Raw genomic sequence first — 13878 nt, 5'->3', positions numbered from 1 at the left:
CCGCCGGGATACAGCGTATCGGCGCCTAAGCTCATTCCTAAATGGTATTTATTGGCCTTTTTTTAGATCGATTAGCTTTGGCGCAACCCCGAATCGTCAAACCCTATCGAAAAGGCGACGCCATGATGGCCAAACGCGCACTATCTAGTCAATTTGTTACAGTTTGTGTGTCAGCGCTGATTTCTTTTTCAGCCCAAGCAGCCAATATTACGGTTGGCTATCAAACCGGGATCGACCCAAGCAAAGTCCCCCAGGCCGACGGCGTCTACGAGAAAACCATTGGCGAGAAAATCGACTGGCGCCGCTTCAACAGTGGCCCGGAAGTTGTGACAGCCATTGCCTCCGGCGATGTACAGATCGGTAATCTCGGTTCCAGCCCGTTGGCTGCAGCCGCTTCGCGCAACCTGCCCATTGTTGCGTTCATCGTTTCGGCACAGATCAACGCCGCCGAAGCCTTGGTGGTACGCAATGGCAGCGGTATCAATAGCCCACAGGATCTGATCGGCAAAACCATCGCCACGCCTTTCGTCTCTACCTCCCACTACAGCCTGCTCGGCGCCCTCAAGCACTGGGGTCTGGACACCTCGAAAGTCAAAGTGGTGAACCTGCAACCAGCGGAAATCGCGGCGGCCTGGAAACGTGGGGATATCGACGGCGCATTCGTCTGGTCGCCGGCGCTCGGTGAAATTCGCAAGACCGGCAAGACCCTGACCGACGCCGCGCAGGTCGGCCAATGGGGCGCGCCAACTTTCGAAGTCTGGGTCGCGCGCAAGGACTTCGCCGAGAAGCATCCTGAGGTCGTGGCCAAATTTGCCAAGGTCACACTGGACTCGTTCGCGGATTATGCGGCGCATAAAGACAGCTGGACTGCCGAGTCGGAGCCCGTGAAAAAAATCGCCAAACTGACTGGTGCCAATGCCGCCGATGTCCCGGAATTACTGGCCGGTTCAGCCTTCCCGGATGCCAAGGCGCAGCAAACCACTGCGCTGCTGGATGGCGGCACGGCGAAAGCAATTGGGGAGACGGCGAAATTTTTGAAGGAACAGGGCAAGGTTGAAACGGTGCTGCCGGACTATTCGCCGTATGTCAGTACGAAGTTCGTGGCGCAATGAAAGCTTCGCGAGCAGGCTCGCTCCCACAGGAAGCCGCGTTCCAAATGTGGGAGCGAGCCTGCTCGCGAATGGAGCAACTCGGTTAAAGGGTCTTTTCGAAGATCTTCGAATTACGCTGATAGTTGTACAGCGACGCCCGCGCCGCTGGCAGACGCTCAACACTGCTCGGCTCAAACCCACGCTCACGGAACCAGTGCGCGGTACGGGTGGTGAGGACGAACAGCGTCTTCAAACCTTGCGCCCGCGCACGGGTTTCAATGCGCTCCAGTAGTTCATCACCACGGCCGCCATGGCGATACTCCGGGTTCACCGCCAGACACGCCAGCTCGCCGGCATCCGAATCGGCAATCTGATACAGCGCCGCGCAGGCGATGATCATGCCTTCACGTTCAACCACGCTGAATTGCTCGATCTCGCGCTCCAGCACTTCACGCGAACGACGCACCAGAATTCCCTGCTCTTCCAGCGGACTGATCAGGTCGAGCAAACCGCCGACGTCTTCAATCGCCGCTTCGCGCACCAGCTCGAATTGCTCTTGCGCCACCAACGTACCGCCGCCGTCACGGGTGAACAGTTCGGTCAGCAGCGCGCCGTCCTCGGCATAGCTGACGATGTGGCTACGCGCCACGCCGCCACGACATGCCTCAGCGGCGGCATCCAGCAGTTCTGCCTGATAGCTGCTACTGCCCAGACGCTGCAGATGCGCCGGCACTTGTTGCGGACGCAGTTCGCGCACCAGCCTGCCGTTCTCGTCGATCAGACCGAGGTCAGCGCCAAACAGCAGCAGCTTGTCAGCGCCCAGATCAATGGCCGCGCGGGTGGCGACGTCTTCGCAGGCAAGGTTGAAGATCTCCCCGGTCGGCGAATAGCCCAGTGGCGACAGCAGCACGATGGAGCGCTCGTCAAGCAGGCGGTTGATGCCCTTGCGATCGACCCGGCGCACTTCGCCGGTGTGGTGATAGTCGACACCTTCAAGCACGCCAATCGGCCGCGCGGTAACCAGGTTGCCGCTGGCCACGCGCAGACGCGAGCCCTGCATCGGCGATGAAGCCATGTCCATCGACAGCCGCGCTTCGATGGCAATGCGCAACTGGCCAACCGCGTCGATCACACACTCAAGGGTCGCGGCATCGGTGATGCGCATGCCGTGGTGGTAATGCGGGGTCAGGCCGCGAGCGGCGAGGCGGGTTTCGATCTGCGGGCGCGAGCCGTGCACCAGCACCAGACGCACGCCGAGGCTATGCAGCAAGACGAGGTCATGGACGATGTTGCCGAAATTCGGATGCTCAACGCCGTCACCGGGCAGCATGACGACGAAGGTGCAGTCGCGGTGGGCATTGATGTAGGGAGACGCGTGACGAAGCCAATTAACATATTCGGGCATGAACCTGGGCCTGTAATAAATAGCAGCCGAAAAATGGGGCGAAACGGAAAACGCACAGCGGGCTGATGGTTATCGTCGGAACAGGCTTGGCGACACGCGCGCTCTCCTCATGAATACGGGTTGGAATGCTGGCAATTTACAGCGTTTGCCCGAACAAAATACATTCCCCTGTGGGAGCGGGCTTGCTCGCGAAAGCGGTGTAGCAGGTACATCAATATCGACTGACACACCGCTTTCGCGAGCAAGCCCGCTCCCCCAAGGGGTAATCAGGGTTTGTCCGGGGTCAGGCAGTAATGTTCAATCAACTGTCGTAATAGATGCACGGTAGGCTGCAAACGTGACATTTCGAGGTACTCGCCGGGCTGATGCGCACAGGCGATGTCGCCGGGGCCGAGTACGATGGTTTCGCAGCCAAGGCGCTGAAGATAAGGCGCTTCGGTGCCGAACGCTACTGCTTCGGCGTTGTGGCCGGTGAGCTTTTCGGCGATGCGCACCAATTCGGCGTCTTCAGACTGCTCGAACGACGGTACTTCGGGAAACAAAGGCTTGTAGTCGATCTTCACCTGATGCCGTTCGGCAACCGGGTTGAGCTTGCGCAGAATCTCGGCACGCAGCACTTTCGGGTCCATGCCCGGCAGCGGTCGCAGGTCAAACTCCAGCGAACACTGGCCGCAGATGCGGTTGGGATTGTCGCCGCCATGGATGCAGCCAAAGTTCATCGTCGGTTGCGGCACGCTGAATTGCGGATTGTTGAATTCACGCTGCCACAACAGGCGCAGACCACGTAGTTCGCCGATGGCATCGTGCATCGCCTCGAGAGCGCTGTGGCCCAGGCGCGGATCCGACGAATGGCCGCTCTGCCCGAGAATGTCGATGCGCTCCATCATGATGCCTTTGTGCATGCGGATCGGCTTGAGCCCGGTCGGCTCGCCGATCACGGCCGCACGGCCCAGCGGACGCCCGGCCTCGGCCAGCGCGCGGGCGCCGGACATCGAACTTTCTTCATCGCAGGTGGCGAGGATCAGCAGAGGCTGCCTGAACGGCTGGTCGAGCAATGGCTGCACCGCTTCGATGATCAGGGCGAAGAAACCCTTCATGTCGCAACTGCCCAGACCTACCCAACGGCCGTCGACTTCGGTGAGTTTCAGCGGATCGGTCTGCCACAACGCATCGTCGTACGGCACCGTGTCGCTGTGCCCGGCCAGCACCAGACCACCCGGGCCTGAACCGAAACTGGCGAGCAGGTTGAATTTGCCGGGGCTGACCTGCTGGATATCGCAGCTGAAGCCCAGATCACCGAGCCATCCGGCGAGCAAATCGATCACCGCACGGTTGGACTGATCAAGGTTCGGTTGGGTGCAGCTGACCGATGGCGCGGCAATCAGCGCAGCGAACTGGTCTTTCATGGATGGCAAAGGCATCGCTGACTCCAACTCCCGAATTGAGGTCCATCATAGAACCATCCGGCGCCAGGAATAAACCGCCGCAAAGCGTAGGAAGGTTCAGTCCTGTACACTGCACGGCCTTGGCAGCCACACATTCCCCCGGCTGCGCTCCCGATCCTGGATTTTCCGGCCATGCAGAAAGAAACCGAAATCAAACTCCGCGTCAGCCGCGAAACCCTCGCTGCCCTGCGCGAGCACCCGTTACTGAAAAAGCGCAACAAAAATGGCTGGGAACGCCGTGAGTTGATGAACCAATACTTCGACACTCCAGAGCGCGATCTGGCCCAGGCCAAAGTCGCCCTGCGCCTGCGCAAGGATGGCGATGAGGTGATTCAGACCCTCAAGACCCGCGGCCAGAGCGTCGCCGGCCTGTCCGAGCGTAACGAGTACGACTGGAAACTGCCCAAAGCCAAGCTCGACGTGAAGAAACTCGACGGCGAATGCTGGCCCGAGTCGCTGGCCGAGCTGGACAAGAAAACCCTGAAACCGATCTTCACCACCGATTTCGTCCGCGAGCGCGCCGAAATCGCCTGGGGTCGCGGCAAGGCCAAAGTGGTCATCGAAGCCGCTCTGGATCTGGGCCACGTGGTGGTCGGCAAGCAGAAAGAAGAAATCTGCGAACTGGAACTGGAACTGCGCGAAGGCGAACCTGCCGCGCTGCTGGAACTGGCTGCCGAACTGGCCGAGACCCTGGCCCTGATGCCATGTGACATCAGCAAGGCCGAGCGCGGCTATCGGCTGTACGACGCCAACAGCTACTCGCTGAGCCTGCCGGCACCGGAGCTGACCCCGGAAACCCAACTCGACGACGCTTTTGCCGCGCTGGGCTGGCACTTGCTCGGCAGCAGTCAGCGTCTGGCCGAACAGTACCGTTTCAACGGTCACTGGCGCCTGTTGCTGGACTGGGTCGAGAACCTCGCCGAAATGCGCGCCCTGCTCAGCAGCCTCGGCCAGGCCGCACCGCGTCCATCGACCCATGATCTGCGCGTGGCACTCGACGCTTTGCTGGAAGACTGGCGCCCTCTGGTTCAGGTCGGTATCGAAGATGAAGACGTGCGCAAAGCCGCGCCGGAGCAGTTCCTCGAGGAACTGGAAGACCCGCGCTGGGGCCTGTTCTCGCTGAACGCTTCGCGTTGGTTGCTGGCACGCAACTGGACCGCTGAGCGCAACGTTCGTGGCAACCGTCAGGGCGCCGCGCAACTACACAGCTGGTTGCCGCGCCTGTTGGGCGAAGAAGCCACAGCCCTGCAACTGCAGCGCTACCAGCAGCAGCCGGAAGATCTCGCCGAACAGCTACCGCGCATCGAGCGCATTCAGGTCTGGCTGCACCACGCACGTAACCTGCTGGATATTGCGGAAATGGATCGCCTGTACGGCGAGCTGAACAAATTGGCGCAACTGGCCAACGAGCCGACGATCACTGACGAATTGCTCGATGCGCGCAAGCAGCAGGCGATTGCGGTTTACCAGAATCGCGCGTGGAAAATGCTGCTGCGCATGTAACACCGCTTTCGCGAGCAGGCTCGCTCCCACATCGGAATGCACTCCCCTGTGGGAGCGAGCCTGCTCGCGAAGAGGCCAGCTGCCTTGCCTCAAACCGGCAGGCTGGTGGTGGATTTGATCTCCGACAACGCCACAATCGAATTCACTTCCTGAATCCCCGGCACCAGCGACAGCTTCTCGAAGAAGAACCGCTCATACGCCTCGATGTCCGCCGCAACAATGCGCAGCAGAAAATCCACCGCGCCCATCAGCACATAGCACTCCAGCACCTCCGGAAAACCGCGAATCGCCTCGGTGAATTCGGTGAAGTTCGATCGGCCGTGCGCGTTGAGTTTGATTTCGGCAAAGATCTGCGTGTTCAGGCCGATTTTCTTGCGATCCAGCAACGTTACCTGCCCGCGAATGATCCCCTCCTCCTTCATCCGCTGAATCCGCCGCCAGCAGGGCGATTGCGACAAGCCCACCTGCTCGGCGATCTGCGCGCTCGAAAGCGAAGCGTCCTCTTGCAGCAAGGCGAGAATCTTGCGGTCGTAGCTGTCCAGCTCGCTGTGCATAGAAAAACCTCAAACAGAACATTCTGCGAATTGATCCAGTTGATCAAACGCCAATAACGCCCATCTTAGATAAGAAATACCCGCCAGCGAATGTAAAAATTCCTCCAGTGATTTTGGAGCCCTGCCATGCCGCACCTTGAAGCCGTCAACACGCCCCCGACCCGCGCCGATGTCTGGAACGTCAGTAACGCCCACTGCCTGGCGCAGTATCAGATTCTCGCCGAGGCCGAACCGGATCTGCTGGTGCGCGTGCTCAACCTGTTCGCGCTGCAGTTTCTTACGCCTGAGCAAGTGAACGTGCAGCGAATGGACGATCTGTTGTCGATCGACCTCGTCATGGGCGGCTTGAGCTGGCATCGCGCACAGGTGATTGCGGAAAAACTTCGTAACCTGATCAGCGTCTGTTCGGTGAATCTGCAAAACGCCGACAGCGCGTGGGATGCGCGGGCACAGGCGACTGGCTGAAAAATCCGGCAACGGCTTCGTCGGGTAGTGGCCCAACGGTCTGCAGGGCCACGACTATCCTTTTTCGCACTGTCGCTCAAAAGGAAGCCCGCATGTCCGTTCAACTTGCCACTCAGGACCGCTGGCTGGAACTCAACGATGTGTTGCGTGAACTGGTCGCCCAAGGCTTTATCTGCCAGGACTCGGCCGAGCAGGCGCTGAATGCTCGTCGTCGCAATGCCGCCCATGGCCAGATGCACCCGCTGGAATTCATCGCCAGCCAGCAACTGGACGACCTCAGTCGTCCGGGCAAACACCTCGACCTGGAAAGCCTGACCCTGTGGCTGGCGCAACAGGCCGGCCAGCCTTACCTGCGTATTGACCCGCTGAAGATCAACGTCGCCGCCATTACCCCGCTGATGTCCTACGCCTTTGCCCAACGGCACAAGATTCTCGCCGTGGCGGTCGACCGTGACTCGGTGACCGTGGCCAGCGCCCAGCCCTATGTCAACGGCTGGGAAGCCGACCTGACCCACGTCTTGAAGCTGCCGATCAAACGGGTGGTGGCCAACCCGACGGACATCCAGCGCTTGAGCGTCGAGTTTTTCCGTCTGGCCAAATCGGTCAGTGGCGCGAGCAATGCCGACCAGCAAAACAGCAATCTCGGCAACTTCGAACAGTTGCTCAACCTCGGCGCCAGTGATCAGGAGCCGGACGCCAACGACGCGCACATCGTCAACATCGTCGACTGGCTGTTCCAGTACGCCTTCCAGCAGCGTGCCAGCGATATCCACATCGAACCGCGTCGCGAGCAAGGCACCGTGCGTTTTCGCATCGACGGCGTGCTGCACAACGTCTATCAATTCCCGCCGCAGGTGACCATGGCCATCGTCAGTCGCCTGAAAAGCCTGGGGCGGATGAACGTCGCCGAAAAACGCAAACCCCAGGACGGCCGGGTCAAGACCAAGACCCCGGACGGCGGCGAAGTCGAGTTGCGGCTATCAACGCTGCCCACTGCGTTCGGCGAAAAAATGGTCATGCGGATTTTCGACCCGGAAGTACTGCTCAAGGACTTCGATCAGCTTGGCTTTTCCGCCGACGACCTGCGCCGCTGGCAGGACATGACGCGCCAGCCCAACGGCATCATCCTGGTCACCGGGCCGACCGGTTCGGGCAAGACCACCACGCTCTACACCACGCTGAAAAAACTCGCCACGCCGGAGGTCAATCTCTGCACCATCGAAGATCCGATCGAGATGGTCGAGCCGGCCTTCAACCAGATGCAGGTCCAGCACAACATCGAGCTGAGCTTTGCTGCCGGAGTCCGCGCGCTGATGCGGCAAGACCCGGACATCATCATGATCGGCGAGATCCGCGACCTCGAAACCGCCGAAATGGCGATTCAGGCCGCGTTGACCGGGCACCTGGTACTGTCAACCTTGCACACCAACGATGCGCCGAGCGCGATCAGCCGTCTGCTGGAGCTCGGGGTCCCGCATTACCTGATCAAGGCCACCGTACTCGGGGTCATGGCCCAGCGTCTGGTGCGTACCTTATGCCCGCATTGCAAGGCGCCCCTGACCCTCGATGAAGAGGACTGGCAGACTCTGACCCGCCCCTGGCAAGCGCCCCTGCCGAGTAACGCGCAACGGGCCATTGGCTGCCTGGAGTGTCGCGACACGGGTTATCACGGCCGCGCCGGGGTCTACGAAATCATGCAATTGAGCGACAGCCTCAAGGCCTTCATCACCCCGGACACCGATCTCACGGCGATTCGGCGTCAGGCATTCAAGGAAGGCATGCGCAGCCTGCGTCTGTCCGGCGCGCAGAAAGTCGCGGCGGGGCTGACGACTGTTGAGGAGGTGCTGCGGGTGACGCCGCAGAGTGAGCAGAAATGAGCAGATTGCCATCAATCTGTTCGTAACCCCGCTCCAGGCCGTTACACTTGCGCCATTGCAACCTCAATTGATCCATCCAACAAGGAATCGTTATGCAGACCGGAAGTGTGCTTTTACTGTTTGTGGCCCTGGCAATCGCCATTCTGTTCATGGGCTTCAAAGTCGTGCCACAGGGTTTCGAGTGGACGGTCGAGCGCTTCGGTCGCTACACCAACACCCTTAAACCGGGCCTGAACATCATCATTCCAGTGATGGATCGCATCGGTCGCAAGATCAACGTGATGGAAAGCGTGCTGGATATCCCGCCGCAGGAAGTCATCACCGCCGACAACGCCACGGTACAAATTGATGCCGTGTGCTTCTTCCAGGTGGTGAACACGGCCCAGGCCGCCTACGAGGTAAACAACCTCGAACACGCCATTCGCAACTTGCTGCAAACCAACATCCGCACCGTGCTCGGCTCCATGGAGCTCGACGCCATGCTCAGCCAGCGGGACAACATCAACGAGAGATTACTGCGCACCGTTGACGAAGCCACCGCACCGTGGGGCATCAAGATCACCCGGATCGAAATCAAGGACATCAGCCCGCCTGCCGACCTGATGGCCGCCATGTCCGGTCAGATGAAAGCCGAACGAATCAAGCGTGCGCAGATCCTTGAAGCCGAAGGCCTGCGAGCCTCGGCGATTCTCACCGCAGAGGGCAAAAAGCAGGCACAGATTCTGGAAGCCGAAGGTAGCCGGCAGGCCGCGTTTCTTGAATCCGAAGCACGGGAGCGTCAGGCCGAAGCCGAAGCCCAGGCGACCAAAGTGGTGTCCGAAGCCATTGCTGGCGGCAACGTGCAGGCGGTCAACTATTTCGTCGCGCAGAAATACATCGACGCGCTGGGCAAGCTGGCTTCGGCCAACAACAGCAAAGTCATTCTGATGCCGCTGGAAGCGAGCTCGATGATCGGTGCAGTGGGTGGCATCGGCGAGATCGTCAAAGCGACCTTCGACGGCAAGAAGGCCTGAGCCATGCCAGTTGAACTGTTCACCTTCTGGAGCTGGCTGGGGCTGGGCACTGTGTTGCTCATTCTTGAAGTGTTCGGGGCTGGCGGTTACCTGTTGTGGATCGGCATGGCCGCCGCTGCAGTTGGCGTGACGACGTTTGTCTTGCCGAGTCTGCCGTGGGAAATCCAGCTGGTGCTGTTTGCGCTGTTTTCGATCCTCTGCGCGCTGTACTGGTGGCGACGCCAGCGCACCGCGGTGCGCCGTAGCGATCAACCAAATCTGAATGTGCGGGGCCAGGAGTTGATCGGCAAAGTGTTCGTGGTCAGCGAGGCGATCATCGACGGCCGCGGCAAAATCAAGGTTGCAGATGGCGTCTGGATTGCCCGGGGGCCTGACACACCGGTCGGCGAGCGCGTTCGCGTAACGGAACAACAAGGCGTGATATTCCTGGTGGAGCGTGCTGATTAGTGTGCATGGAACCGGATCGCTAAATGACGATCCAACGCCGTAGTTAACCCCCAGGAGTCACCTAAATCATGCGTCTCAAACTTGCTGTCGCCACCCTGGCCTTGCTGTCCCTTCCTGTTGGTTCAGCGATGGCCGACAGCTTTTGGCGTAACGTCATTTCGTCCGGCGCTACCACTGGCTCGACTTACCTGACCTTCAAGGATCACAAGCTGATCGTCGCTGCGCAGGATGATGCCGGCAGCTTCGTGGCCAGCGATGGCGGCATTCGTGGGCCGTATCTGGAAGCCGCTATGCAGAAAGTCCGCGCCGACAACCCGGGCCTGCAAGCCACAGATATGGAACTGGCGAACGCGATTCTGGCGAAGAACGCCGTGGCTTCCGAGTAACAAAAAATGCCGCTCAAACGAGCGGCATTTTTTTGCCCGGATTTCCGCCTCAACACCTAACCCCTGTGGGAGCGGGCTTGCTCGCGAAGGCGTCGTATCAGCCAACATCAATGTATCTGACACACCGCCTTCGCGAGCAAGCCCGCTCCCACATTTGGACTGTGTGTATCCAGGGAAATCAGCGGTAATCGTCCACCGGCACACAAGCGCAAAACAGATTGCGATCCCCGTAAACGTTATCCACCCGATTCACCGCCGGCCAATACTTGTGCGCCTTGGTGTGCGCATCCGGGGTAATGCCCTGTTCGATGCTGTATGGCCGCTCCCAAACCCCAGTGACATCCGCCAACGTATGCGGCGCGCGTTTTAGCGGATTGTCTTCCGCCGGCCAGTTGCCGTTCTGCACCTCGGTGATTTCCGCACGAATACTCAGCATCGCGCCGATAAACCGGTCCAGCTCAGCCTTGGATTCGCTCTCGGTCGGTTCGACCATCAATGTCCCCGGCACCGGGAAGGACATGGTCGGCGCATGGAAGCCGTAATCCATCAGACGCTTGGCGACGTCCTCTTCGCTGATGCCGGTCTGCGCCTTCAGTGGCCGCAGATCAAGAATGCATTCATGCGCCACCCGCCCGTTGCGCCCGGTATACAACACGGGAAACGCGCCGGATAAATGCTGCGCCAGGTAGTTCGCCGCCAGAATGGCCACTTCGCTGGCGTCCGCCAGTTGCGGGCCCATCATGGCGATGTACATCCAACTGATCGGCAGAATACTTGCGCTGCCCCAGGGCGCTGCGCTGACCGCGCCGTTCTGCGCCAGCGGTCCATCGATCGGCACCACCGGATGATTAGCGACGAACGGTGCGAGATGCGCGCGAATGCCGATCGGCCCCATGCCCGGCCCACCCCCGCCATGGGGGATGCAGAAAGTCTTGTGCAGGTTCATGTGCGATACGTCGGCGCCGATGTCCGCCGGCCGCGCCAGCCCGACCTGCGCGTTAAGGTTGGCGCCGTCCATGTAGACCTGACCGCCGTGCTTGTGGATAACCTCGCAGATTTCGCTGATGCCCTCCTCGTACACGCCGTGGGTCGATGGATAGGTCGCCATCAGGCACGACAACCTGGCACCGGCCTCAGCGGCTTTCGCCTTCAAATCCGCCAGATCAACGTTGCCCGCGTCATCGCACTCGACGATCACCACACGCATCCCGGCCATCTGCGCCGAGGCCGGATTGGTGCCGTGCGCTGACGATGGAATCAGGCAGATATCCCGCGCGCCCTGTTGGCGACTCTCGTGATATTTGCGGATCGCCAGCAGCCCGGCGTACTCACCCTGCGCGCCGGAGTTGGGCTGCATGCAAATCGCATCGAACCCGGTGATCGCGCACAGCCAGCGCTCCAGTTCTTCGATCATCAAGGTGTAACCGACCGCCTGCTCTCGCGGCGCAAACGGATGCAGATTGGCGAACTGCGGCCAGGTGATCGGGATCATCTCGCTGGTGGCATTGAGTTTCATGGTGCAAGAGCCCAGCGGGATCATCGACTGGTTGAGTGCCAGATCCTTGTTCTCCAGTTGCTTGAGGTAACGCAGCATCTCGGTTTCGCTGTGATGAGCGTTGAATACCGGATGACGCAGATAAGGAGTCTTGCGCTGGAGATTGGCGGGAATGCCTGAAACCAGCACTTCAGCGTCAAGATCATCGACAATCAACCCATGATCGGCACCGAGCAGCACATCAAAGAGTTTCGCCACAGTGCTTTCATCACAGGCTTCATCGAGGCTCAGGCCGACTCGACCACGACCGAGAATCCTCAGATTGATCTGCGCGGCTTGGGCACTTTCGATGATCGCGGTTTGCGCACCGCCAACCTCCAGCGTCAGCGTATCGAAAAACTGCTCGTTGACCCGCTTGATGCCATGGCGCTCAAGGCCTGCCGCAAGAATGCAGGTCAGCCGATGCACGCGCTGGGCGATCCGCTTCAAACCTTCCGGCCCGTGATACACCGCGTAGAAACTGGCGATATTGGCCAGCAAAACCTGCGCGGTGCAGATGTTCGAATTGGCCTTCTCGCGGCGGATATGTTGCTCGCGGGTTTGCAGCGCCATACGCAGCGCCACGTTGCCGCGAGCGTCTTTCGACACGCCGATGATCCGCCCCGGAATTGCCCGTTTGTATTCCTCGCGACTGGCAAAAAACGCCGCATGCGGGCCGCCGTAACCCATCGGCACACCAAAACGCTGGGATGAACCGAACACCACATCGGCGCCCAGTTCGCCCGGTGGCGTCAGCAACAGCAAACTCAGTAAATCGGTGGCGACGCAGGCCAGCGCCTGCTGCGCATGCAGATGACCGATCACGGGCCGCAAATCGCGGATCTCGCCATGGCTGTCGGGGTATTGCAGCAGCGCGCCGAACACCGGGTGCTGCCTCAAGTTATCCACAGCGTCGACGATCACCTCGAAACCGAAGCCTTCGGCGCGGGTCTGCACCACGGAAATGGTCTGTGGATGGCAGTTCTCGTCGACGAAAAACAGATTGCTCTTCGACTTCGCCACGCGCTTGGCCAACGCCATGGCCTCTGCAGCGGCAGTGGCTTCGTCGAGCAGCGAGGCATTGGCCAGTTCGAGGCCGGTGAGGTCGATGGTCAGTTGCTGGAAATTGAGCAACGCTTCGAGCCGGCCCTGGGCGATTTCCGGTTGATACGGCGTGTACGCGGTGTACCAACCGGGATTTTCCAGCATGTTGCGCAGGATAACGGTCGGCGTGAGGGTGCCGTGGTAGCCCATACCGATCAGGCTGGTCCAGACCTGATTCTGCTCGGCATACCCGCGCAGTTTCGCCAGCGCGGCTTGCTCATCCTGCGCTGGCGGCAGATCCAGTGCGCGATTGAGGCGGATGCCCGGCGGCACCGTTTGTTCAATCAGCTCGGCCCGGCTGCCGAGGCCGAGGCTGTCGAGCATCGCCTGTTGTTCGGCAGCATCAGGGCCCAAGTGGCGGCGCAGGAAAGCATCGGGATCGCGTAACTGGCTCAGGGACGGCAACTGGGACATGACGGGCTCTCTCTTGGCTGGCGCTCGGCGTCAATGCAACACGGTCAAACCAGCATAGCAGCCCACATCGCCGCCAATTTTCAGAGCAACCCCTTTCCCCTTGTGGGAGCGAGCCTGCTCGCGAATGCGGTGTGTCAGTCAATTCAAATGGTTCTGACAGACCGCATTCGCGAGCAGGCTCGCTCCCACAGGGGAAAATCATCGCCCATGAAAAAGCCCCGACGAGTCGGGGCTTTGGGGGTATTGCTTGAAGCTTACTCGCCGATGGCAGCCTTGTAGGCAGCGGCGTCGAGCAGTTTTTCCAGATCAGTGGTGTTGCTTGGCTTCAGTTTGAAGATCCACGCACCGTACGGGTCGGAGTTCAGCAGTTCCGGCGAGCCGCTCAGCTCTTCATTGACGGCAATGACTTCACCGGCGATTGGCGAGTAGATATCGGAAGCGGCTTTCACCGACTCGACCACACCGGCCTGATCTTGCGCAGCAAACACTTTGCCCGCTTCGGTCAGCTCGACGAACACGACATCACCCAGCGCTTCCTGCGCGTGATCGCTGATGCCCACAGTGACGGTGCCGTCAGCTTCCAGACGTGCCCATTCGTGACTTTCGGCAAAACGCAGTTCGGCAGGGATATCGCTCATCT

Annotated in this window: 12 protein-coding genes; 7 read left to right on the top strand and 5 right to left on the bottom strand. The window is 60.2% G+C overall.

What is annotated here, in order from left to right; genetic code table 11:
• Positions 1–125 precede the first annotated feature (125 nt).
• Positions 126–1112 carry a taurine ABC transporter substrate-binding protein gene (gene tauA / locus ATI02_RS17310; RefSeq protein WP_167394914.1) on the top strand — a complete coding sequence of 329 codons (987 nt, stop codon included), beginning with the start codon at positions 126–128 and terminating at the stop codon, positions 1110–1112.
• A gap of 82 nt (positions 1113–1194) precedes the next feature.
• On the opposite strand, the gene argA is transcribed toward tauA, so the two are convergent.
• The gene (argA, locus tag ATI02_RS17305; RefSeq protein WP_100846893.1) at positions 1195–2496 is read right to left on the bottom strand and encodes an amino-acid N-acetyltransferase; all 1302 of its coding nucleotides are present in this window, start codon (positions 2494–2496) and stop codon (positions 1195–1197) included.
• A 266-nt stretch (positions 2497–2762) separates the two neighbouring features.
• Entirely contained in the window at positions 2763–3917 is a 1155-nt protein-coding gene (argE, locus tag ATI02_RS17300) for an acetylornithine deacetylase (protein ID WP_100846892.1), read from the bottom strand.
• A gap of 156 nt (positions 3918–4073) precedes the next feature.
• On the opposite strand from argE, the gene ATI02_RS17295 reads away from it, so the two are divergent.
• Entirely contained in the window at positions 4074–5444 is a 1371-nt protein-coding gene (locus tag ATI02_RS17295) for a CYTH domain-containing protein (RefSeq protein WP_100846891.1), read from the top strand.
• Positions 5445–5533: 89 nt separating this feature from the next.
• Here ATI02_RS17295 and ATI02_RS17290 read toward each other — a convergent pair whose 3' ends face one another.
• Positions 5534–5998 carry an Lrp/AsnC family transcriptional regulator gene (locus tag ATI02_RS17290; protein WP_016983809.1) on the bottom strand — a complete coding sequence of 155 codons (465 nt, stop codon included), beginning with the start codon at positions 5996–5998 and terminating at the stop codon, positions 5534–5536.
• A gap of 126 nt (positions 5999–6124) precedes the next feature.
• Between ATI02_RS17290 and ATI02_RS17285 the strand changes: the two genes are divergently transcribed.
• From ATI02_RS17285 to ATI02_RS17265, 5 genes are all read left to right on the top strand, one after another.
• Positions 6125–6463, top strand: a complete 339-nt coding sequence (locus ATI02_RS17285) for an ACT-like domain-containing protein (protein WP_095186908.1) — start codon at positions 6125–6127, stop codon at positions 6461–6463.
• Between the two features lie 92 nt (positions 6464–6555).
• Entirely contained in the window at positions 6556–8340 is a 1785-nt protein-coding gene (gene tfpB / locus ATI02_RS17280; protein WP_095186907.1) for a type IV pilus assembly ATPase TfpB, read from the top strand.
• Between the two features lie 92 nt (positions 8341–8432).
• On the top strand, positions 8433–9353 hold the full coding sequence (locus tag ATI02_RS17275) for an SPFH domain-containing protein (RefSeq protein ID WP_064116343.1): 921 nt from the start codon (positions 8433–8435) through the stop codon (positions 9351–9353).
• Positions 9354–9356: 3 nt separating this feature from the next.
• Positions 9357–9800, top strand: coding sequence for an NfeD family protein (locus tag ATI02_RS17270; protein ID WP_095186906.1), 444 nt, complete (start codon positions 9357–9359; stop codon positions 9798–9800).
• Positions 9801–9865: 65 nt separating this feature from the next.
• Positions 9866–10186: a DUF2388 domain-containing protein gene (locus tag ATI02_RS17265; protein ID WP_169843014.1), complete on the top strand. Its 321-nt coding sequence runs from the start codon at positions 9866–9868 to the stop codon at positions 10184–10186.
• A 178-nt stretch (positions 10187–10364) separates the two neighbouring features.
• Here the strand turns inward: ATI02_RS17265 and gcvP are convergent, their stop codons facing one another.
• Positions 10365–13238, bottom strand: a complete 2874-nt coding sequence (gcvP, locus tag ATI02_RS17260; RefSeq protein ID WP_100846890.1) for an aminomethyl-transferring glycine dehydrogenase — start codon at positions 13236–13238, stop codon at positions 10365–10367.
• Between the two features lie 254 nt (positions 13239–13492).
• Positions 13493–13876: a glycine cleavage system protein GcvH gene (gcvH, locus tag ATI02_RS17255; protein ID WP_095186904.1), complete on the bottom strand. Its 384-nt coding sequence runs from the start codon at positions 13874–13876 to the stop codon at positions 13493–13495.
• Positions 13877–13878 lie beyond the last annotated feature (2 nt).

Origin of the sequence: Pseudomonas baetica, from assembly GCF_002813455.1 — a bacterium.
GTDB classification, from domain to species: domain Bacteria; phylum Pseudomonadota; class Gammaproteobacteria; order Pseudomonadales; family Pseudomonadaceae; genus Aquipseudomonas; species Aquipseudomonas baetica.
This window is presented reverse-complemented; position numbering and strand designations above follow the sequence as displayed.